Annotated in this window: 16 protein-coding genes; 9 read left to right on the top strand and 7 right to left on the bottom strand. The window is 60.5% G+C overall.

What is annotated here, in order from left to right; genetic code table 11:
• Nucleotides 1-123: 123 nt before the first annotated feature.
• Nucleotides 124-2259: a TonB-dependent receptor gene (locus QK296_RS27565; protein ID WP_169855241.1), complete on the bottom strand. Its 2136-nt coding sequence runs from the start codon at nucleotides 2257-2259 to the stop codon at nucleotides 124-126.
• A 190-nt stretch (nucleotides 2260-2449) separates the two neighbouring features.
• Complete coding sequence (locus tag QK296_RS27560) at nucleotides 2450-3541, bottom strand: NADH:flavin oxidoreductase/NADH oxidase (RefSeq protein ID WP_282392110.1); 1092 nt, start codon at nucleotides 3539-3541, stop codon at nucleotides 2450-2452.
• Between the two features lie 90 nt (nucleotides 3542-3631).
• On the opposite strand from QK296_RS27560, the gene QK296_RS27555 reads away from it, so the two are divergent.
• Complete coding sequence (locus QK296_RS27555; RefSeq protein ID WP_003190545.1) at nucleotides 3632-3931, top strand: helix-turn-helix domain-containing protein; 300 nt, start codon at nucleotides 3632-3634, stop codon at nucleotides 3929-3931.
• A 10-nt stretch (nucleotides 3932-3941) separates the two neighbouring features.
• On the opposite strand, the gene QK296_RS27550 is transcribed toward QK296_RS27555, so the two are convergent.
• Entirely contained in the window at nucleotides 3942-4970 is a 1029-nt protein-coding gene (locus tag QK296_RS27550; protein ID WP_169855240.1) for a GGDEF domain-containing protein, read from the bottom strand.
• Nucleotides 4971-4972: 2 nt separating this feature from the next.
• The gene (locus QK296_RS27545; RefSeq protein WP_032900547.1) at nucleotides 4973-5893 is read right to left on the bottom strand and encodes a hypothetical protein; all 921 of its coding nucleotides are present in this window, start codon (nucleotides 5891-5893) and stop codon (nucleotides 4973-4975) included.
• A gap of 259 nt (nucleotides 5894-6152) precedes the next feature.
• Here QK296_RS27545 and QK296_RS27540 point away from each other — a divergent pair, with 259 nt between their 5' ends.
• From QK296_RS27540 to QK296_RS27525, 4 genes are all read left to right on the top strand, one after another.
• Complete coding sequence (locus tag QK296_RS27540; RefSeq protein ID WP_003190542.1) at nucleotides 6153-7043, top strand: bestrophin family ion channel; 891 nt, start codon at nucleotides 6153-6155, stop codon at nucleotides 7041-7043.
• A gap of 138 nt (nucleotides 7044-7181) precedes the next feature.
• Entirely contained in the window at nucleotides 7182-9125 is a 1944-nt protein-coding gene (locus QK296_RS27535) for a methyl-accepting chemotaxis protein (protein ID WP_282392101.1), read from the top strand.
• Nucleotides 9126-9380: 255 nt separating this feature from the next.
• The gene (locus tag QK296_RS27530; RefSeq protein ID WP_003190540.1) at nucleotides 9381-11789 is read left to right on the top strand and encodes a glucose/quinate/shikimate family membrane-bound PQQ-dependent dehydrogenase; all 2409 of its coding nucleotides are present in this window, start codon (nucleotides 9381-9383) and stop codon (nucleotides 11787-11789) included.
• Between the two features lie 57 nt (nucleotides 11790-11846).
• Nucleotides 11847-13109 (top strand): carbohydrate porin, encoded by a 1263-nt coding sequence (locus QK296_RS27525; protein WP_169855237.1) that lies wholly within the window; start codon nucleotides 11847-11849, stop codon nucleotides 13107-13109.
• Here the strand turns inward: QK296_RS27525 and QK296_RS27520 are convergent.
• From QK296_RS27520 to QK296_RS27510, 3 genes are all read right to left on the bottom strand, one after another.
• Nucleotides 13106-14281, bottom strand: coding sequence for a XylR family transcriptional regulator (locus tag QK296_RS27520; protein WP_169855236.1), 1176 nt, complete (start codon nucleotides 14279-14281; stop codon nucleotides 13106-13108). The genes QK296_RS27525 and QK296_RS27520 overlap by 4 nt on opposite strands.
• Nucleotides 14282-14369: 88 nt before the next feature.
• Entirely contained in the window at nucleotides 14370-14759 is a 390-nt protein-coding gene (locus tag QK296_RS27515) for a hypothetical protein (protein WP_169855235.1), read from the bottom strand.
• A complete protein-coding gene (locus QK296_RS27510) occupies nucleotides 14756-16168 on the bottom strand; it encodes a PAAR domain-containing protein (protein ID WP_169855234.1) in 1413 nt (470 codons plus the stop codon). Before QK296_RS27510 ends, QK296_RS27515 begins: the two co-directional genes overlap by 4 nt.
• A gap of 291 nt (nucleotides 16169-16459) precedes the next feature.
• Here QK296_RS27510 and xylA point away from each other — a divergent pair, with 291 nt between their 5' ends.
• The 4 genes from xylA (at nucleotide 16460) to QK296_RS27490 (ending at nucleotide 21655) form a co-directional block, all read left to right on the top strand.
• Nucleotides 16460-17776, top strand: coding sequence for a xylose isomerase (gene xylA, locus QK296_RS27505; RefSeq protein WP_169855233.1), 1317 nt, complete (start codon nucleotides 16460-16462; stop codon nucleotides 17774-17776).
• A 101-nt stretch (nucleotides 17777-17877) separates the two neighbouring features.
• Nucleotides 17878-18876, top strand: coding sequence for a D-xylose ABC transporter substrate-binding protein (xylF, locus tag QK296_RS27500; RefSeq protein WP_169855232.1), 999 nt, complete (start codon nucleotides 17878-17880; stop codon nucleotides 18874-18876).
• A gap of 97 nt (nucleotides 18877-18973) precedes the next feature.
• Nucleotides 18974-20518, top strand: a complete 1545-nt coding sequence (gene xylG, locus QK296_RS27495; RefSeq protein WP_094775273.1) for a D-xylose ABC transporter ATP-binding protein — start codon at nucleotides 18974-18976, stop codon at nucleotides 20516-20518.
• The gene (locus QK296_RS27490) at nucleotides 20519-21655 is read left to right on the top strand and encodes a sugar ABC transporter permease (protein ID WP_094775272.1); all 1137 of its coding nucleotides are present in this window, start codon (nucleotides 20519-20521) and stop codon (nucleotides 21653-21655) included.
• The last annotated feature ends 241 nt before the right edge of the window (nucleotides 21656-21896 follow it).

Below are 21896 nucleotides of genomic sequence, written 5' to 3'. Positions count from 1 at the left end.
AAAAGCAGATCAAGAGCGACTCGCTTCGCATCGTGGTTACCGTCCGCTGCTACAGTCCACTAAGTTGTGTAGATACCTATGGTCATCGCAGGCAAGCCAGCTCCCACATATCGCAGTTGTTCATCATAGGGTATAGGCGATGCCCACCTGCACGGTACGCGGTGCACCGGGGTAGGCGTAGATATTGCCGAACGCGCCCTCTTCATACTCGCGGTTGAACAGGTTCTTCACATCCAGGTTCAGACGCACCCGCTCATTGACCTTGTAGTAGCCGAGCAAGTCGACCACGGTATAAGCGTCCATGGAGAATGCCGTGTTAGCAGTCTGGCCGGCGCGCTGGTCGACGTACTTGCCGCCGACGCCCAGGCCCAGGCCTTTGAGCGCGCCGTCCTGGAACTCGTAGACGTTGAGCAGGCTGAAGCTGTTGCGCGGGATGTTCATCAAGCGAGTGCCGGAGCGCAGGGTGGTGTCGCGAGTAACTTCGGCATCCACATAGGCGTAGCCGCCGATCACGCGCCATTCGGGTGTGAGGTTGCCTGCCACGTTGAGGTCGAACCCGCGACTGCGCACCTGGCCAGCTGCGACGTTGAAGGTGTTGGTGGTATCAGCCGGGTCGACAGCCAGCACGTTTTTCTTTTCGATCTGGTAGATAGCGGCGTCGATGCTCAGTTGGCGGTCAAGCGCTTCCCATTTAATGCCCATCTCGTAGGATTTGCCTTTCTCCGGCGCAAAACTAACACCTTCGCGGCTAGCACCGGTGTTGGGCTTGAACGAACGCGCGGCATCGGCATACACCGCGACGGTGTCGGTGAGGTCGTAGATCACACCCACACGCGGGGTGACGGCGTTGTCCGCGGCCTGCCAGCTTTTACCTACATAGTTCTGGTAATCGTGCTCGAAACGCTCAAAGCGCGCACCGGCCAGTACTTTCAAACGCTCAGTGAGGGCAACCTGGTCCTGCACGAAAGCGGCGTAGGTCTTGAGGTTCTCTTTATCATGGGTCGGCGTACGGGTCAGCGCCGGACGGGTTTGACCGTACACCGGATCAAAGATATCGATCGGGTAAGTACCCGCAACGGCGCTTGAACGCTGGATGATCGATTTGTAGTCGTAATCCTCGTACTCGATACCGGTGAGCAGCGTGTGATCGAAGCCGCCAGTGGAGAAATGCCCGGTCAAGTTGAGCTGGTAATCCTTGTCGGTCCATTCCAGCTTGCGATAGTTGAAGTTGCGTTGCAGGGTGCGGCCATCGGCGCCCAGGCTGCCCGGCCCGTTGGCTTCGATGGCATTGCCTTTCAAACTGCCGTCCAACCACTGGAAACCGCCGCCCAGGGTCCAGTTGTCGCTCAGTGCATGCTCGAAACGCAACTGCGCCATGTTGTTGTCGTTGTGCAGCTTGCCAGCGTCCTTGTCGCCCCAGAAAGTGTCACGGGATGGCGTGCCACGCTGGTTGGGGAAACGCGTCAGGCCGCGGTCCAGCGGGTGGTTGTTGCGCATGAAATCGCCTTCGAAGGTCACCTTGGTGTCATCGGTGGCCTGCCAGGTGATCACCGGCGTCACGCCGTAGCGTTCCGTCTCGACGTGATCGCGGAAGGTGTCGCCGCCCTCGCCCACCACGTTCAGGCGATAGGCCAGGCGGCCTTCTTCATCCAGCGGGCCGGAGGCATCCAGGGTGCCGCGCTTCATGCCCTGGTCATTGAGCTGGCTGCCCAGGGTGACGGTACGTTCAGCCAGCGGCTGCTTGGACACCACGTTGAAGGTACCGCCTGGATCGCCACGGCCGTAGAGCATGGTCGCGGGGCCGCGCAGCACTTCCAGACGCTCGATGGTGTTGGCGTCCGGCATGTTCGGATAACCGCGGTTGATCGGGAAACCGTTGCGGTAGAACTCACCGGTGGTGAAGCCGCGCACGGTAAAGGTGGTCAGGCCCTGGCCGCCAAAATTGTTGGCACGGCCCACCCCGCCCGCGTAATCGAGGGCATCCTGCAGGCGCGTTGCACCGAGGTCTTCGACCACGTCCTTGGACACTACGCTGATGGACTGTGGAGTTTCATGAATGGCGGTGTCGGTGCGCGTCGCACTGGCTGAGCGTGTGGCGTGGTAGCCCTGCACGGGGCCTTGGGCCGACTCAAGGTCCGCAGTGGCGGTGACATTGGTCGCTTGCAGCTCAATACTGGCATTCTCGGCAGGCACCTGCTCTGCCCACGCGAAGGGGGAAAACGCCTGGAGCACACAGATGGAAATCAGGGTACGACGCATGGGTGTGGAACCTAGTGAATGAGCCAGATGGGACGGCAAACCTGCCAAGAATTCGCCGCGCATCATATATCACGGCATTCTCGTTTGATATCGGTTCTCATTCGTTATTTTTCGCCGCGCAGGTTCGGGAAAAACAACAGGCGAAAAAAAGCCACTCAATCGAGTGGCTCATGCAACGCGCAGGCGTACCTCAGCGATAGCGTTCCAGCCAATGCGCGTAAGGCGCCGGCAAGGTCCAGGAGGACTTGTCTACGCCCAGCTCCTTGGCGGCAAAGTAGGCCCAATGCGGGTCGGCCAAATGTGCGCGACCTACCGAAACCAGGTCCAGGTGCCCGGCCTGCAACGCGCCTTGTGCCAGTTGCGGCGTGCCGAAGCCCCAGGCCGAGGTCACCGAAATACCGGCTTCACGGCGTACACGCTCAGCAATCGGGCCCATGAAGGCCGGGCCCCAAGGAATGTTGGTGTCAGGAATGGTAAAGCCGACGCTGACGCTCAGCAGGTCCAGGCCACCGTCCTTGAAACGGCGGGCCAGTTCAATGGACTCTGTGAGGGTCTGCTCATCACGGCCGTCGTATTCGATCACGCCGAACCGAGCGGTGAGCGGCAGGTTTTCTGGCCAGACTTCACGCACCGCAGCCAGGGTTTCGAGGAGGAAGCGGCTGCGGTTGTCGAAGCTGCCACCGTAGGCATCGGTACGCTGGTTGGAGTGTTCGGAGAAAAAGCTCTGGCCCAGGTAGCCGTGGGCGAAGTGCAGCTCGATCCATTCAAAGCCGGCATCGCGAGCACGACGAGCCGCGTCGACGAAGTCCTGCTGCACGCGGGCGATGTCTTCCAGGGTCATGGCACGCGGTACGTTGGGCAGGTTGGCACCGAACGCGATAGCAGACGGGGCGATGGTTTCCCAACTGCGAGAATCAGAGGCCGGGATGTGGTCATCACCTTCCCAGGGGCGATTGGCACTGGCTTTGCGACCGGCGTGGGCAATCTGGATGCCCGGCACCGAACCTGCGGCCTTGATGGCTTTGACCATGGGCACGAATGCCTGGGCGTGGGCGTCGCTCCAGATCCCAGCGCAGCCTGGGGTGATGCGTCCTTCAGGGGCGACCGCGGTGGCCTCGACCACCAGCAGGCCGGCACCGCCACGGGCCATGCCGGCCAGGTGGACATGGTGCCAGTCGTTGACCATGCCGTCGTCGGCCATGTATTGGCACATCGGGGGGATAGCAATGCGATTGCGCAAGGTCACATCTTTGAGTTTGAACGGTTCGAACAAAGCCGACATTGAGAACTCCAGGAAGGGGTGGGTGATTCGATAGTTCGATGGTAATCGAACTATGGTATTGAACGCTACCCCCCTGTTATGATCCGCCCCATGCGAGCCTTCAAACACCCTACCCCGCAAGAATTGACGCTTGAGCGTGTGCTGTACGCCTTGAGCGACCCCGTGCGCCTAGACATCGTGCGCTACCTGGCCAACGTGCCAGAGGCCACCTGTGGCGAACTGGACGGAGGGCGGCCCAAGTCCAGCATGTCCCATCACTTCCGGGTATTGCGCGATGCCGGCCTGGTGCACACGCGCAATGTGGGCACCACCCATATGAACTCGTTGCGCCGTGACGAGCTGGAAAGCCGCTTCCCTGGGTTGCTGGCGAGCGTTCTGTCACAGCACTAGACGGCACGCGTCAGGACAAGACCGCCTGTAGCAATGCGCCGTCCAGGTGCACACAGTCCTTGCCATTGCGCTTGGCGCCGTACAGGTTCTTGTCCGCCATCTTGAGTACGGCCGACAACTCGTCGCCTGGCGAAAAACGCGCCATCCCCGCACTGCAGGTGTAATGGTGGGGCGCAGGCACGCTGCTGCGGATCGCCTGCAACAAGTCCAGGGCATAATCACAGGCCACCTCCACATCGTCGCCCTGCAATAACACGCCGAACTCTTCCCCGCCGATCCGTCCAAAGCTGTGGCTGCCCTTGGCGTTTTTCAGGCACAGCGCCATGGCGCGCAGAATCTTGTCCCCCACGTCGTGGCCATACAGGTCGTTTTTTTCTTTGAAACTGTCGATATCCAACATGATGAAGTAGCCGCCCTGCTCCCCACCGAGCAACTTCTCGAAGCTCTGCATAAAGGCGCGCCGGTTGAGGATGGACGTCAGGTAGTCGGTCTCGGCCAAGGCGCGAAACTCGCTTTCCACCAGCAATACCGAACGCAGGTTCTTCAAGTAGGAATAACTCAAGATAAACCCGATGGACACCGACGCCGCGCAGAACAGCAGCAAATACACCTCGGTGCCGGCGTATATATCCGCCTGCATGGGCGGCCACAGGATCAGCCAGATCAATAGCGCATCGGCCAGATAATCCTGGACACTGATAAACAAGATCGCACTGCCCACCACCAGGGTCACGGCCAACGGCAAGCCGTAGATACGCAAATCTTCGTTCAAATGAATCAGATAGGCGAAGCCGACGGACAACAACACCATATAGATGACCCCCAGCACTCGCCAGAGCAGAAAGTTCGCGGTGGTGGCATGTACCCGGCAAACAATCAGCAGGCCGACCGTGACGGCCAACATATAAAGGTCCAACTTCAGGGCCGGCGGAATCAGGAGCATGCCGACCCAGGCAATAATCCCTACCCATTCGGCTTGGACCACCGCAGGTGACAACAAACTGCGCATTCTGGGCCGCAACTTCAAGTTAGCAGGCATCCTTACGCTCCCATCTCAATAGCATGCAGGCCCATCGCAAATGAAAAGGCCATGAACCGCTTTACCAGGCTGGCAAAGGGTGGCAGAACTTCCAGACGGGTTTTGGAGTGGGCTTTGAAATAACCCTTTTCAACCCCCTCCTGCACCATACGGATAATGTGGGTCTTGGACACGGAAAGTTGCTTGGCCAAGGCCAGGTAGGAAGACGACCGGAAGGTGGCGCGGTCGTTCTCGGGGGCAAAGGCGTCGTTGTAGATCGCCAGCATCAACAGATGGCCGGCGTCGCGCTTCACCAGCCAATAACATTCGGGCAGCAAGACATCCACCGTCAACTCGGCCGCGAGAATCATGGCAAAACCCTTGAAGTAGAGCGCCAGGAACTCGCGGTCATCCAAGTCGCGCATCTGCCGGAACACTTCCCTTTCGGGATAGAGCAGCGCCAACGACTCCGTGAGGGCGGTGAGCATCAACCGCGCTTCGCGGCAGGCTTCATCCGAGGGTGCGTACACCCTGAAGCGACTGTCTTCGGGGTGCGGCGCAACCTCCATGAAACCCAGGGCCTGGAACAGCAAAAAGATCGATTCCAGGCTGTTTTTCGAACAATACTTGCGCGTTACGCACAAGGCTTTAACTTCTGCCAACAACGGCAGCGGTGTGGAAAAGTATTGGCTCAATAATGCAAACGACACCATCAAGCGGCTGTATTTAAGGGCACTCTTGTAGAAAAACGGTCGTCTCGAATAGGGCACGAGCAGCACGTGGTAATGCGCTCTCATGCACGATTCAAAATCCTTATGACGTTCGAGCGCTTGCGCGGTATTACACATAGCCAACTTCAACGAACTGACACGCATGAAAGAGCCCTGATCATCCAACTTGATGCCACTGATCTCAGCTACGAAATCCCTGCAGCCCGGCTCCAAAACAAATCACTTCAATAATCCTGCCATTAATGGCTTTTCGCCTCGAACGCAATGTACAGCGATTGCCGGACAAGACGTCATCAGTACCAAAGTTGTTCCACAGTCAAATGCCCGTGGCACACAGTTGCGTGCAACCTTTGGTTACATTCCCTCCGCCTGGCGGTTAGAGGACTAATCGATTCAGCACGCTGCGAACCTTCCCCTCTCAGCGACGTCGTAACAGGGAATTGTTGCCAACCGCCCGCCGAGAGGTTCTCGTTTGAAAGCTGCCCTACTGAAGAAATACCGCCTGATCATCAAGACCATGGGCTATGTGGGCTGGGCGTTGTTCTGGCTGTTGTTGTGGGATGTGGCAGTGACGGTGGACTTCATGCTGTTTCTCACCGCCAAGATCAATTTGCCGCTGATGCCCCTGACCTTGCTCGGCTCGGCCCTGGTGGTGCTGATCAGTTTTCGCAACAGCAGCGCCTACAACCGCTGGTGGGAAGCACGCACGCTGTGGGGCGCGATGGTCAACAACTCGCGCAGTTTTGCCCGGCAAGTGTTGACCCTGCTCGATGACGCACCCGGTGAGGTGAACCCGGTGAAGTCGACGCTGTTGCGCCGTCACGTGGCTTACGTCAATTGCCTGGCTGCGCACCTCAAGGGCCAGCCGTGCCCGGAGGAAGTGCGAGCTTTTATCCCCGCAGAAGAATTTGCCCGCAACGGCGCCACCAATAACTTCGCCAATGACATCCTCACCGGCTCGGCCTCGTTGCTGGCGCGCGAATACCAGGCCGGGCGCCTGGACAGCATTCGCCTGGCGCGGTTGGAGTCGACCCTGGTGGACCTCTCTAACGCCCAGGGCGGCATGGAGCGGATTGCCAACACGCCACTGCCCTACCCTTACGTGTATTTCCCACGGCTGTTCATTTCGCTGTTCTGCCTGATCGTGCCGGTGGGCCTGGTGGAATCCCTTGGCTGGTTCACGCCGCTGGCCTCCACCGTTGTGGGCTTCATGCTGCTGGCCATCGAACGCATCGGCACCGACCTGCAAAGCCCGTTCAATTCCAGCGAACACCAGATCCAGATGGAAAGCATCTGCGAGACCATCGAGAAGAACTTGCAGTCGATGCGCCGCGATGCCCTGGTCGGTGACCCGATCGCCTGATTACCCTTGCTCAAGTGCCTGCGCCCTCGGCCGATATACCGAGGGTACGCATGGCCTCGCCTCTCACAAAAACGCCTGCGACACGCAGCACTAATTTTTCTCCCCTTGCCAAAACTATAAATACCCGCGGGTGAAGTCATGAATATCAAGCAGAAGCTGACATGGGCGTTTGCGGCCATCGCGTGCGTGCCGGTCATCCTGGTCGCCATTATCGTGGTGCTTAATCTGCGCGAGGGTGCGCTGGCCAACTTCCTCGACAGCAGCGGCCGCGAGATCCGCCAGATCGACAATGGCATGCAACAGTTTTTCGACGGCATCAGCCAGAATGTCGACTTCGTCGCCAAGGACCCGCGTGTGATCGCGGCCAAGCACCTCAAGAACTACGCCGGCGCCGATGCCGCGCAAATCCCGCTGACGCCGACCAATACAGAACTGCTGGCGATTTTCGATCAGTTCGCCAAAAGCCACCCCAGCACCGCCTACCTGTCCCTGGGCCTGAGCGATGGCGGCTACGCCAGCTGGCCGGACGATGCCAAACTGACGCAATACGACCCCCGCACCCGCCCCTGGTACCAGGCTGCCATCGCAGCGCCAGGCAAGACCGTGCGCACAGGCGCCTACTACTGGGCCCCGGACGATGTGGTGCTGATCGGCACCGTGCGCACCGTCGCGGATGCCACGGGCAATGTCCTTGGGGTGGTTGGCCTTGACGTGTCGCTCAAGCAACTGACCGAGCTGGTGCGCACCATCAAGCTGGGCGACAGCGGCTATCTGATGCTGGTGGAAGCCGACGGCAATGTGCTGGTGGACCCCAGCGATGCCACGCACAACTTCAAGCCCCTGGCGGGCCTGGGCGCGAACTACGCCGAACTGGCCAAGCACGGCGATGGCGTGACCGAGGTGAACATCGATGGCGTGGCCTACATGGCCAACGTGGTCAGTTCCAAAGACCTGGGCTGGCGCTTTATCGGCCTGATCAAGCGTGACGAAGTGATGGCCGGCGCCACGCGCCTGACGTGGTTGATCGCGGCGATTGCCGCCGTACTGGCCGTGGTGTTCGCCATCGTCGGCGCCAGTTTTGCCCGTGTGATCGTGCGCCCGATTCGCGGCGTGGCCGACGGCCTGCAGGAAATCGCCGAAGGTGAAGGCGACCTCACGCGCCAGCTCAAGGTGCAAGGCAAGGACGAAACCGCGAGCCTCGCCGGCTGGTTCAACCAGTTCCTGAGCATGATCGCGCAACTGGTGCAGCGCATCGGCAACGCCTCCTCAGACCTGCAAACCGCCGCCGCCGACACCAGCGCCGTGGCCAACAATATGAACCAGGCCGCCGGCCGCCAGCGCGAAGCCGTGGAACTGGTGAGCACCGCGTTCAACGAGATGGTCGCCACCGCCAACGAAGTCGCGCGTTCATGCAGCGCCGCCGCCACGAGTGCCGATGAGGGCTATCGCGACGTGCACACCGGCCAGCAGAACATCGGCGAAGCCACCGGCAGCGTGCTCAAGCTCAGCGAAGACCTGCAAAAATCCACACAGACCATGCAGTTGCTTGAGCAAGACAGCCAGAACATCAACACCATCCTCGACACCATCCGTTCGATTGCCGAACAGACCAACCTGCTGGCGCTCAACGCCGCGATCGAAGCCGCCCGCGCTGGCGACCAGGGCCGCGGCTTTGCGGTGGTGGCCGACGAAGTGCGCGCCCTGGCGCGTCGCACCGCCGACTCCACCGGCGAAATCGACAGCCTGCTGGGCAACCTCGCCCGCCGCACTCAGGAAGTCACCCAGCAGATGCAAGGCAGCTTGCTGGTGTCCAACACCAGCGTTGCGCGCATCCAGCAGGCCCGCGATAGCTTCGACAAGATCCGTGGTTCGGTGGACTCGATTCGCGACCAGAACACCCAGATCGCCACCGCCGCCGAAGAGCAGCATCAGGTGGCCGAAGAGATCAACCGGCATATCGCGCAGATCCACGCCGACGCGCAGTTGGTGGAAGGTTTTGCGCATTCAGCGCAGACCGGTTCAGGGCGGCTGACTGATATTTCCGGCCAGCTCAATGGGCTGGTGGGCCGCTTCAAGTTCTGATGCCTTAACAGGCGGCGCTGGACCGTGGCGAGGGAGCTTGCTCCCTCTGGACTGCGTAGCAGGCCCCTTCTTTTAAACAAAGAGCGGGGCCGCTTCGCGCCCCAGCGGGAGCAAGCTCCCTCGCCACAGGGTAGCAGCGGCCCTGGCCATCATCGCAGTACCTGCAACAGTCTATTGCAGGACTCAAATGTACTAACCAGTTACTTATCTTGCTAAAATCGCGTCTTTGCCCTCTCTCACTCGAGTCCATTCGACATGAAACGAGCATCGCGCGCCGCTGGCGTCTCTAGATTCTTACTCCTGGGCCTGGGCGTCGTCATCGCCCTGCTCGGCCTTGCGCTTGCCGTCGGCGGCGCCAAACTGGTGAGCCTGGGAGGTTCCTGGTACTTCCTGCTGGGCGGCGTGGTCATGGCCATTTCCGGGCTGCTGATTGCCCGCGGCAAGCCGGCCGGCGCCTGGTTGTTCGCCGCGTTCCTGGTGGCTACCGCCGTGTGGGCGGTGGCCGACGTGGGCCTGGAATACTGGCCGCTGTTCTCGCGACTGTTCATGTTTGCGGTGATTGGCGTGGTGGTCGCGCTGGTGTATCCGTTGCTGGCCGGCAAACCGGCGCGGGGTGCCTATGGCGTCGCCGCCGTGTTGGCGCTGGGCGTGGCGGTGGCAGCGGGCAATATGTTTGTCGCGCACCCAAGCGTTGCGCCCACCGGTGCAGGCCCGGGCATTACCCCGGTGGCTGCGGCCGATGCGCAGAAAGACTGGGCCCACTACGGGAATACCGAAGGAGGCAGCCGTTTCGCCGCGCTGGACCAGATCAACCGCGACAACATCGACAAGCTCAAAGTCGCCTGGACCTACCACACCGGCGACGTGGCCATCAGCGACGGCAACGGTGCCGAAGACCAACTGACGCCCCTGCAGATTGGCAACAAAGTGTTTATCTGCACCCCGCACAACAACCTGATCGCGTTGGATGCCGACACCGGCAAAGAACTGTGGAAGAACGAAGTCAACGCCAAATCGGCAGTGTGGCAGCGTTGCCGGGGCATGGCGTATTTCGACGCCAGCGCGCCGATTGCCCAGCCGACCCAGCCCAACAGCTCGCCGATCCTTACCGCCAGCGTGCCTGCCGGTGCGCAGTGCCAGCGTCGCCTGCTGACCAACACCATTGATGCACGCCTGATCGCCGTAGACGCCGACACCGGCAAGTTCTGCGAAGACTTCGGCACCCACGGTCAGGTGGACCTCAAGGCCGGCCTGGGCAATGTGCCGGACAGCTACTACCAACTGTCCTCGGCGCCGCTGATGGCCGGCACCACCGTCGTAGTCGGCGGTCGCGTGGCAGACAACGTGCAGACCGATATGCCCGGTGGCGTGATCCGTGGCTTTGACGTGATCACCGGCCAAATGCGCTGGGCGTTCGACCCAGGCAACCCTGAAGACAAGCAGGCCCCGACGGGCGACGCCACCTACGTGCGCAGCACCCCGAACAGCTGGGCGCCGATGTCTTACGACCCACTGATGAACACGGTCTTCCTGCCGATGGGCAGCTCATCCACCGATATCTACGGCGTGGAACGCACCCAACTCAACCACAAATACGGCGCTTCGGTGCTGGCCCTCGACGCCTCCACCGGTGCCGAGAAGTGGGTCTACCAGACAGTCCACAACGACCTCTGGGACTTCGACCTGCCAATGCAGCCAAGCCTGATCGACTTCACCCCGCCAGGCAGCGACAAAGCCGTACCGGCCGTGGTCATCGGCACCAAGGCCGGGCAGATCTATGTGCTCGACCGCGCCACCGGCAAGCCGCTGACGGACGTGCAGGAAGTGCCGGTCAAAGCCGCGAACATTCCCAACGAGCCCTATTCCCTCACCCAGCCGAAATCCGTGGGCATGCCGCAGATCGGCGCGCAAACCCTGACCGAGTCGGACATGTGGGGCGCGACGCCGTATGACCAGTTGCTGTGCCGCATCGACTTCAAGGGCATGCGCTACGACGGCCTGTACACCGCACCAGGCACCGATAAATCCCTGAGTTTCCCGGGTTCCCTGGGCGGCATGAACTGGGGCAGCATTTCCACCGACCCGGTGCACGGTTTTATCTTCGTCAATGACATGCGCCTGGGCCTGTGGATCCAGATGGTGCCGTCGCAGAACAAGGCCCAGGCCTCTTCCGGTGGTGAAGCGCTGAACACCGGTATGGGCGCCGTGCCGCTCAAGGGCACGCCGTATGCGGTGAACAAAAACCGCTTCCTGTCGGTGGCCGGCATTCCGTGCCAGGCGCCGCCGTTCGGTACCTTGACCGCCATCGATATGAAGACGCAAAAGGTCGCCTGGCAAGTACCGGTGGGCACCGTTGAAGACACCGGCCCGCTGGGTATCCGCATGCACCTGCCGATCAAGGTGGGCCTGCCGACGCTCGGTGGTACGCTGTCCACCCAAGGTGGCCTGATCTTTATTGCCGGCACCCAGGACTTCTACCTGCGCGCCTTCAACAGCGGCAATGGCGATGAAATCTGGAAAGCCCGCCTGCCCGTCGGCAGCCAGGGTGGGCCGATGACCTACGTGTCGCCCAAAACCGGCAAGCAATACATCGTCGTCACCGCCGGCGGCGCACGCCAGTCCACCGACCGTGGCGACTACGTGATCGCCTACGCCCTGCCGTAACCGCCCTCTGTTCGCGCGGTGCTCCGGCACCGCGCTTTGTGTTTGGAAAGATCCCCCATGACCCCAACTCCTCATACCGCCTGGCGCCTGGCGCTGGGCCTGGCTTTTGCGGCCGCCCTGCCCGTTCAAGCCGACGACACCACCCTGACCGGCGACTGGGGCGGCCTGCGCCGCGAACTCGACGCGCAAGGTGTGCGCTTTACCGGTGACTACAGCGGCGAGACCGCCTACAACGCCCACGGCGGCCAGCACCGTTCGGCGCGCTATTCGCAAAATATCAAGCTCGGCGTGCAGTTCGACCTGGGCAAGCTCTACGGCTTCACCAACGGCGACCGCATCCAGCTGACCATCAACGACCGACGCGGCAACAGCGCCTCCGATGACCTGGTGGGCAACCGCCTGCCGATCCAGGAAAACTACGGCGGCCTCTACACGCGCCTCACCGAGCTGAGTTACGAGCGCACCCTGTTCACGCCAGCGCTGAACGTCAAGCTCGGCTATATGGCCATGGGCAATGACCTCGGCGGCCTGGACAGCGGCATCCTGTGCAACTTCATGAACGCCGGGTTCTGCGGGCATCCGCTGAACATGTCCGGCGGCAGTGGCTGGGCCAACTACCCGAATGCGCACCTCGGTGCCCGGGTGAAATACGACTTTTCGCCCAACTGGCAACTGCGCGTGGCGGCATTCAATGTCGACCCGTCCAGCAACGGCAACGCCAGCCGTGCCTGGCACCTGGGGCCCAAGCACACCACCGGCACCGTGGTGCCCATCGAGCTGATCTACAAGTACGCGGGCGCACTGCCCGGTGAATACAAGCTCGGGTATTACTACGACAGTTCCGATGTAAAACGCATTGGCAGCAACAAGGACGTCAGCGGGCGTGGCGGTCACTACCTCTTGATCGACCAGGCTGTGTGGGCCTCCCCATCATCCCAAGGCCGCAGCCTGCACGCCTTCGGCCAGTACTCTGCCGCCAGCCAAGCGGCCTCGCCGTTCACCAAGTGGTATGGCGCGGGCGTCGTGCTATACAAGCCGTTCGAAGGTCGCCCGCGCGATACCGTCGCCCTGGGCTATGGCCGTGCGGTGCCCAACCCGCGCAGCCGCGATGTGCAGGAGCTGGCAGCGTTCAACGCTGGCGCGGCCTACCCCGACCTGAACACGGCTGAACAGTTGATCGAACTCAGTTATGGCTACCAGGCCACGCCTTGGCTGACCTTGCGCCCGGATGTGCAATACATCATCGAGCCGGGGGCGTTTTCCGGGGAGAACATCGACAATGCGCTGGTGCTGGGCTTGCAAGTCAAAGCGGTGTTCTAGCTCGCGCCCTGCTGATACTGACGCGGCGTACAGCCAAATTCGCGGCGAAACACCGTATGCAGGTACTGCGCAGAGGTGAAGCCGCAGCGTGCGGCAATGTCGGCGATAGCAAGGCTGTTGTTTTCCAGGCCCTTGGCGGCGGCAGCGAGTTTGAAGCGCAAAATCTCATCATGCACGCTGCAGCCGCGGGCTTTGCGAAAATGCGCTTCCAGGGACGAGCGGGAAATACCGACATAAGCCGCGACCTGATCGGTCTTGATGCCCTGGCAGGCGTACTGGCGGATAAACAACAAGGCCTGCATCACGTAAGGGTTGCCCAGGGGCTGATGCAGGCTGGAGGCTTGTACGTTGATGGCGTCCGGCGGCACCAGCACCTGCGTGCCCGTGCAGGGTTTGCCGTGCAGCATCTGATGCAACAGCGCCGCAGCGGTACGGCCCATGGTCTCCGTGCCCTGGATCACCGAACTGAGCGGCACCCGCGTGAGGGTACGGGTCAGCGGGTCGTTGTCGATACCGATCAACGCCACTTCCTCCGGCACCGCAATGCCCGCCGTCAGGCAGGCTTGCAGCAATTGCCGGGCGCGGGCATCGGTCACCGCGATAATGCCGATAGGCTTGGGCAAGCTGTGCAGCCAGGCAATCTGCTGCTCCACCGCGCTGTCCCACAACGGCGCACTGGTGCCCAGGCCGCGATACACCTCTACCTGCAAGCCATCGCGCTGCATCAAGCGGCGAAAAGCTTTCTCACGCTCCTGAGCCCACCGATTGGCCTGGGCTTCGGGCAGGCTGAAACAGGCAAACCGCGTCAACCCCGCCTCCACCAGATGCTCGTAGGCCAGCTTCATCAGGGCATGGTTATCGGTGGCCACATAGGGAATGCCCTTGGGGTACTTGCTGACGTCCTCATAAGAGCCCCCCACCGCCACCACTGGAAGCCGACTACCGGCCAGCGCCTCGCCGATCAGCGGGTCATCGAAGTCAGCAATGATCCCATCGCCCTGCCAACGCTCGATACCGCGCAGGCGGCACAGGAAGTCTTCTTCCAGGAACAGATCCCAGGATGCACGGGTGCTGCTCAGGTAATTGCCAATGCCGGCGATGATGCCGCGGTCGTAGATTTTGCTGCCGTTGAACAGCAAGGCGATGCGGTGAACGGGCGGTAGGGTTTTCATTGTTTTTGTCCTGGGGCCGGTCGGTGCAGATGAGTACGCAGAGGTTTGACTGATCAGGATAGCGGGCCTCGGATGAGGCCCGCTCAACTTACCTAAATTCCACCAATATGGCTGCAACTGCTGCCCAAAATACGGAACCGATCAACATCATCATATTGATGGTCAACAGACGTTTTAGACGAGGGGGGAAATTTTCAAGATCGCCTGGGTCCAGTTCTCCGATGCGAATAGACGCCTTCGGCAACGTCACCATTCCGGCAATTTTTGATATTTCCAGAAGCGACCAGATTACCCCCCTCTTTCCCAGGCTTGTTCCCCAGATATAAATAAAACGACTGTTTTTTAGCGCATCCTTTATAGCGTCCAAGTATCGACGGCTAAGGTAAAGACTAAAAATAATGCCAGCAGCGGCAAGTAAAATCGGGCCCCCTGTAACGGTGATTGCGATCCAGGGAGGCCAAGTGTCAATACTGGTCATGGTTGCCTGGCCTCGTAAATTTTTTCACCTATGTACTCACCCGTTTTACCACCGTACGTCGTACCCACCCAGGCGCCAGTGCCTACAACAGCAGCGACACAGATAACACCACCGATCCCTGTTGTGACGCCTAGCGCTACGCACACCGCAGTACTGGCATAGCTCGCTGCCAATCCGCTTGCAACACCTATAGCAGTAGACCCAGCGAATTTCCCTCCTTCAGTAAATTTAACCTTCTCACACGCAGCACCAGAATTCCCGTTACACACCTGCTGTATAGCCAACAACGAAGACACACCGCCAAGGCCTATACCGATATAACCACCTGCCTTCATATACTTCGTGGCACGGCTGACCGCTTCCACATGCGCGGCGTACCCCGGAATCTGCCCCGGCCCACCCGCCTTGTCCCAGTGATGCACCAAGCTGCGACTGGAAATTCCAAGGGCCGTTTTCAACTTGGGGTGATCGCCCAGCGTTGTTTGTCCTCGCAGGCGGGTGGAGTTGAGCAGATGAGCATCCAACTGGTTCATCAACCGCTGGCGATCAGCAAAAAACTGCGGTGACCGAAGGTGCCCGTGCTGCCGATAGCTGTCCTGATGCAGGCGTTCCATGGCCTGGAGCGTCTCGCGCAGGTTGCTCAAGTGCTTTTCCATCACCACTGCGCTGACGCCGAGCCAGGTGGAGGTATGGCCGATAAAGCCAGCGATCTCGGCACCGTGGCGATAGAGAAAGTCAGCCTCGTCCGGCGTCAGCGAATCCAGAGATGCACTGACGTGTTGTGCAGCCTGCATCAGCTGCGCTTCTTGATACGTGCAGGAGGTGTTGTTCGGATCGCTGAGCACGATCATCGAACCGGCTTTGACGTGATTCGTATTCGGGTTCAGTGCTTGAAACTTGCGCATCACAGCCGGGTCGAGCGTCGGAAAAAGTGTGGCTTCCAGCGCCTCGCGGGTCATGCTTTTGGGCACGATATAAAAACCTGGCTCCTGACCTTGCACACCATTGGATGCCATTGATCCAACATGACCGGACGGCACGAAACCAGAATGACGTGGCGCTACAGTGTTTCGATTTACAGATGATGCGTTTGGTTGAGCTACTCGCAGGTTAATGGGCGGTTCTGCATGTTGGTTTTCATAGGTGGCTGAGTACACCGAAGGAATCAGCTCGGCTTTACAGGGACAGTCGCTGTAACTATCCAAAGTGCCGGCCATAAGCCGGCCATGGCTGTTTATGTGGGAAATGCCACCGACGATCTTATAAGTTTGCCCATCCTTGCCACAGGTGACTCGGTCACCTTCGCACGCATGAAAAAGGCCATGTATGTTGACTCTCTTATCACCGTCCAGCACTTCCCCGCCGCAGGTGGTCTTGTCACCCAGTCCAATGAAATGACCTACGCTCATTTTTTTGCCTCTTATCCATGTTTTTTGGCCGTACCTCCCTGCTCGTCTCGATAAGAAAACTGACGCGTAACGCCTTCCGAGGTAAACGAGCAGGAGCAAGTCAGTGGCACACCAAACCTTGAAGAGGCACTTCCCCACCGTAAAGTCAGACGTTTCCGTAAATCCTGTACTCCCTCAGCCGTTCTCAGCCCCTCACTCAAAATCGCACTCCCCTTTGGTGATTTTCATAATCAGCCGCCCAGGCGCCATTGCTAGTATCCAGACACCGCCCAGAACAATAAGGAAAACCCCATGCCGTACTTCCCCGGTGTCGAGAAGGTGCGCTTCGAAGGCCCTGCCAGCACCTCTGCCCTCGCGTTTCGTCACTACGACGCCAACAAACTGATCCTCGGCAAGCCCATGCGGGAGCACCTGCGCATGGCGGCCTGTTACTGGCATACCTTTGTGTGGCCGGGGGCGGATATGTTTGGGATGGGGACGTTCAAACGTCCGTGGCAGCGCAGTGGCGATCCGATGGAGGTGGCCATCGGCAAGGCCGAGGCGGCGTTTGAGTTTTTTTCCAAGCTGGGCATCGACTACTACAGCTTTCACGACACCGATGTGGCGCCCGAAGGCAGCTCGCTTAAGGAGTACCGCAACCACTTTGCGCAGATGGTCGACCACCTGGAGCGCCATCAGGAACAGGCCGGCATCAAGCTGCTATGGGGCACTGCCAATTGCTTCAGTAACCCGCGCTTTGCCGCCGGGGCCGCGAGCAACCCGGACCCAGAGGTGTTCGCCTTCGCCGCCGCCCAGGTGTTCAGCGCGATGAATGCCACGCTGCGGCTCAAGGGCGCCAACTACGTGCTGTGGGGTGGCCGTGAAGGGTATGAAACCTTGCTCAACACTGACCTCAAGCGCGAGCGCGAACAGCTCGGGCGTTTTATGCGCATGGTGGTGGAACACAAGCACAAGATCGGCTTCAAGGGTGACCTGTTGATCGAGCCCAAGCCCCAGGAGCCGACCAAGCACCAATACGATTACGACAGCGCCACCGTGTTCGGCTTCCTGCATGAGTACGGCCTGGAACACGAGATCAAAGTGAACATCGAGGCCAACCACGCGACGCTGGCCGGGCACAGTTTTCATCATGAGATCGCCACCGCCGTGTCGTTGGGGATCTTCGGCAGCATCGACGCCAACCGCGGCGACCCGCAGAACGGTTGGGACACCGACCAGTTCCCCAACAGCGTCGAGGAAATGACCCTGGCCACCTATGAAATCCTCAAGGCCGGTGGGTTCAAGAACGGCGGCTATAACTTCGATTCCAAGGTGCGCCGCCAGAGCCTCGACGAGGTAGACCTGTTCCACGGGCATGTCGCCGCCATGGATGTGCTGGCCCTGGCGTTGGAGCGTGCGGCGGCGATGGTGCAGGACGACCGCTTGCAGCAGTTCAAGGAGCAGCGTTATGCCGGCTGGCAGCAGCCATTGGGCCAGGCGGTGTTGGCCGGTGAGTTCAGCCTGGAGTCATTGGCTGAACATGCCTTTGCCAACGAGCTGGACCCAAAGGCGGTGAGTGGGCGCCAGGAGATGCTTGAAGGCGTTGTGAATCGGTTTATCTATCGGTGACATTTGCACGACAAATCTCTGCACAGAGCGTCGAGTGACGCTCTACAGTTCAACCCGCACCACGCTGTGTCTTTCCAACAACAATAAAAGGACGCACCGCCATGAAGTCATTCAAACCTGCCCTGCTCGCCGCAGCCCTGGCGCTGTTCGCCCTGCCGGTAATGGCCGACCCTGCACACCCGAAAATCGGTTTTTCCATCGACGACCTGCGCCTGGAGCGCTGGTCCCGCGACCGTGATTACTTTGTCGCCGCCGCAGAAAAGCTCGACGCCAAGGTGTTCGTGCAGTCTGCCGATGCCAACGAGCAGAAGCAGATTGCCCAGATCGAAAACCTCATCTCCCGTGGCGTCGATGTGATCGTGATTGTGCCGTTCAACGCCACGGTGCTGACCAACGCAGTGGCCGAAGCCAAGAAGGCCGGGATCAAGGTAGTGTCCTATGATCGCCTGATCCTCAATGCCGATATCGACGCCTACATTTCCTTCGATAACGAAAAAGTCGGCGAGATGCAGGCAAGCGGCGTGTTGCAAGCGGCGCCCAAGGGCAACTACTTCCTGCTGGGCGGTGCGCCGACGGACAACAACGCCAAGGTACTACGCGAAGGTCAGATGAAGGTGCTGCAACCCGCCATCGACAAAGGTGATATCAAGATCGTCGGCCAGCAATGGGTCAAGGAATGGAACCCTACCGAAGCCTTGAGCATCGTCGAAAACGCCCTGACCCGTAACGACAACAAGATCGACGCTATTGTCGCCTCCAACGACGCCACCGCCGGCGGTGCGATCCAGGCCCTGGCTGCGCAGAAGCTGGCGGGCAAGGTGCCGATCTCCGGCCAGGACGCCGACCTGGCGGCGATCAAGCGCGTGATCGATGGCACCCAGACCATGACCGTGTACAAACCGCTCAAGCTGATCGCCACCGAAGCGGCCAAGCTTTCGGTACAACTGGCGCGCAGTGAAAAGCCTACCTATAGCTCGCAATATGACAATGGCAGCAAGCAGGTCGACACCATCTTGCTCACGCCGACGCCGTTGACCAAAGCCAACATCGATGTGTTGGAGAAAGACGGCTTCTATACCAAAGAGCAGATCGGCCTGTAGGTGCTGGCAGGCAGCCCGTGTCGCCTGGGGTTTTTTCGCGAGCAAGCTCGCTCCTACAGTGACGGTGTTTCGTCGGCCTTTTGTGTGAGCCATTGCCATGTCGCATTACCTGCTGCAAATGAACGGCATCGTCAAAAGCTTCGGTGGTGTCAACGCCCTCAACGGCATCGACATCAAGGTACGGCCCGGCGAGTGCGTCGGGCTGTGCGGCGAAAACGGTGCGGGGAAATCCACCTTGATGAAGGTGCTCTCGGCGGTGTACCCCCACGGCACCTGGGAGGGGGAAATCCTCTGGGAGGGGCAGCCGCTCAAGGCCCAGTCCATCCGCGAAACCGAGGCGGCCGGCATTGTCATCATTCACCAGGAGCTGACCCTGATGCCCGACCTGTCGGTGGCCGAGAACATTTTCATGGGCCACGAACTGACCCTGCCCGGTGGGCGCATGAACTACCCGGCGATGCTGCACCGCGCCGAAGCCTTGATGCGTGAACTCAAGGTACCGGACATGAATGTGGCGCTGCCGGTGTCGCAGTATGGCGGCGGCTACCAGCAGTTGGTGGAGATCGCCAAGGCCCTGAACAAACAGGCTCGCCTGTTGATCCTCGACGAGCCCTCCTCGGCCCTCACCCGTGGCGAAATCGAGGTGCTGCTGGACATCATCCGGGGCCTCAAGGCCAAGGGCGTGGCCTGCGTGTACATCTCCCACAAGCTCGATGAAGTGGCGGCGGTGTGCGACACCATTGCAGTGATTCGCGACGGCAAGCACATCGCGACCACTGCCATGGCAGACATGGACATCCCCCGGATCATCACGCAGATGGTCGGCCGCGAAATGAGCAACCTCTACCCCACCGAGCCCCATGACGTGGGCGAGGTGATCTTCGAGGCGCGTAACGTCACCTGCTACGACGTCGACAACCCCAAGCGCAAGCGCGTCGACGACATCTCCTTCGTGCTCAGGCGCGGCGAAATCCTCGGCATCGCCGGTTTGGTGGGCGCCGGGCGCACAGAGCTGGTGTCGGCGCTGTTTGGCGCTTACCCCGGCCGCTACAGCGCCGAGGTGTGGCTGGATGGCCAGGTGATCGACACACGCACGCCGCTCAAGTCGATCCGCGCCGGGCTGTGCATGGTGCCCGAAGACCGCAAGCGCCAAGGCATCATCCCCGACCTCGGCGTGGGCCAGAACATCACCCTGGCGGTGCTCGACACCTACGCGCACCTGACCCGCATCAACGCCGAAGCCGAACTGGGCAGCATCGACCAGCAAATCAGCCGCATGCACCTCAAGACCGCCAGCCCGTCGCTGCCGATCACCAGCCTCTCAGGCGGCAACCAGCAAAAGGCCGTGTTGGCGAAAATGCTGATGGCCAAGCCCAAGGTGCTGATCCTCGACGAACCCACGCGTGGCGTGGACGTGGGCGCCAAGTATGAGATCTACAAACTGATGGGCGCACTGGCGGCCGAAGGCGTGTCGATCATCATGGTCTCCTCGGAATTGGCCGAAGTGCTCGGCGTGTCCAACCGCGTGCTGGTGATTGGCGACGGCCAGTTGCGGGGTGATTTCATCAACGAAGGGCTTACCCAGGAACAGGTGCTCGCCGCCGCGCTCAGCCAAAACAATAACAATCGGAAGACCGCGTAGATGAATCAGGTCAAACACCTATTTACCCGCTACAAAATGCTCGCGCTGGTGATCGCCGTGGCGTTCATCTGGTTGTTTTTCAGTTGGCAGACCGAGGGTGGTTTTCTCACCCCGCGCAACCTCTCCAACCTGCTGCGGCAGATGTCGATCACCGGGATATTGGCGTGCGGCATGGTGCTGGTGATTATCAGCGGCGAGATCGACTTGTCGGTGGGCTCGTTGCTCGGGCTGTTGGGCGGGCTGGCGGCGATTCTGGATGTGGTCTATTACGTGCCGCTATTGGCCAACCTGAGCCTGGTGGCGCTGTGCGGCTTGATGATCGGCTTGGCCAACGGCTACATGACCGCTTACCTGCGCATCCCCTCGTTCATCGTCGGCCTGGGCGGAATGTTGGCGTTTCGCGGGATTCTGCTGGGGATTACCGGCGGCACCACCATTGCGCCGGTGTCGCCGTCGCTGGTGTATGTGGGCCAGGGGTATTTGCCCCACAACGTCGGCATCGGGCTTGGCGTATTGTTGTTTGCCCTGACACTGTTCCTCACCTGGAAACAACGGCGCAACCGTGCGCTGCATGGGTTGGCCGCGCATTCACGGCTGCGCGATGCACTGCGCGTGGTGCTGATTGGCGCGGTGCTCGCAGGCTTTGTCACCACCCTCAACCGCTACGACGGCATCCCCGTGCCGGTGCTGCTGTTGCTGGCGCTGCTGGGGGTGTTCAGCTATGTCACGCACCAGACCGTGTTCGGCCGCCGGGTGTATGCGGTGGGCAGCAATATGGAGGCCACGCGGCTGTCGGGCATCAATGTGCAAGCGGTGAAACTGTGGATCTTCGGCATCATGGGCGTGATGTGCGCGCTGGCCGGCCTGGTCAATACCGCGAGGCTGGCGGCGGGTTCGCCGTCGGCGGGCAACATGGGCGAACTCGACGCCATCGCCGCGTGCTTTATTGGCGGCACTTCGATGCGCGGTGGGTCGGGCACGGTGTATGGCGCGTTGCTGGGGGCGCTGGTGATTACCAGCCTGGACAACGGCATGTCGATGCTCGATGTGGACAGCTACTGGCAGATGATCGTCAAGGGCAGCATTTTGGTGCTGGCGGTGTGGGTGGATGTGAGTACGCGCTCGGGCAGGCGGTAACTCGCCCGCCAGAACATCATTGATTACCTGTGGGAGCTGGCTTGCCTGCAATGACGGCCTGACAGCTGATCTCCATCTACCTGACACCCCACGGTCAAACTGTGGGAGCTGGCTTGCCTGCGAAGGCGGCCTGGCAGTCAACACAGTTGAATTGTGTGCATATCCATTCCTGCGGTAACGGCCACCTAGGGTTCCGCTCTGACAGCGGCTCACTTTTGAAAAGCGCAAAAGTAAGCAAAAC

The sequence above is a fragment of the Pseudomonas sp. AL10 genome (assembly GCF_029960685.1).
In the GTDB taxonomy this organism is placed as follows: Bacteria; Pseudomonadota; Gammaproteobacteria; order Pseudomonadales; family Pseudomonadaceae; genus Aquipseudomonas; species Aquipseudomonas lactis.
This window is presented reverse-complemented; position numbering and strand designations above follow the sequence as displayed.

What these genes read in the sequence shown, in the direction of transcription:
- QK296_RS27530 (WP_003190540.1), top strand. Translation starts at nt 9,381, where the DNA reads ATGAAACGAGCATCGCGCGCCGCTGGCGTCTCTAGATTCTTACTCCTG.
- QK296_RS27550 (WP_169855240.1), bottom strand. Translation starts at nt 4,970, where the DNA reads ATGCCTGCTAACTTGAAGTTGCGGCCCAGAATGCGCAGTTTGTTGTCA.
- xylA (WP_169855233.1), top strand. Translation starts at nt 16,460, where the DNA reads ATGCCGTACTTCCCCGGTGTCGAGAAGGTGCGCTTCGAAGGCCCTGCC.
- QK296_RS27555 (WP_003190545.1), top strand. Translation starts at nt 3,632, where the DNA reads ATGCGAGCCTTCAAACACCCTACCCCGCAAGAATTGACGCTTGAGCGT.
- QK296_RS27565 (WP_169855241.1), bottom strand. Translation starts at nt 2,259, where the DNA reads ATGCGTCGTACCCTGATTTCCATCTGTGTGCTCCAGGCGTTTTCCCCC.
- QK296_RS27490 (WP_094775272.1), top strand. Translation starts at nt 20,519, where the DNA reads ATGAATCAGGTCAAACACCTATTTACCCGCTACAAAATGCTCGCGCTG.
- QK296_RS27535 (WP_282392101.1), top strand. Translation starts at nt 7,182, where the DNA reads ATGAATATCAAGCAGAAGCTGACATGGGCGTTTGCGGCCATCGCGTGC.
- QK296_RS27520 (WP_169855236.1), bottom strand. Translation starts at nt 14,281, where the DNA reads ATGAAAACCCTACCGCCCGTTCACCGCATCGCCTTGCTGTTCAACGGC.
- QK296_RS27515 (WP_169855235.1), bottom strand. Translation starts at nt 14,759, where the DNA reads ATGACCAGTATTGACACTTGGCCTCCCTGGATCGCAATCACCGTTACA.
- xylF (WP_169855232.1), top strand. Translation starts at nt 17,878, where the DNA reads ATGAAGTCATTCAAACCTGCCCTGCTCGCCGCAGCCCTGGCGCTGTTC.
- xylG (WP_094775273.1), top strand. Translation starts at nt 18,974, where the DNA reads ATGTCGCATTACCTGCTGCAAATGAACGGCATCGTCAAAAGCTTCGGT.
- QK296_RS27560 (WP_282392110.1), bottom strand. Translation starts at nt 3,541, where the DNA reads ATGTCGGCTTTGTTCGAACCGTTCAAACTCAAAGATGTGACCTTGCGC.
- QK296_RS27525 (WP_169855237.1), top strand. Translation starts at nt 11,847, where the DNA reads ATGACCCCAACTCCTCATACCGCCTGGCGCCTGGCGCTGGGCCTGGCT.
- QK296_RS27510 (WP_169855234.1), bottom strand. Translation starts at nt 16,168, where the DNA reads ATGAGCGTAGGTCATTTCATTGGACTGGGTGACAAGACCACCTGCGGC.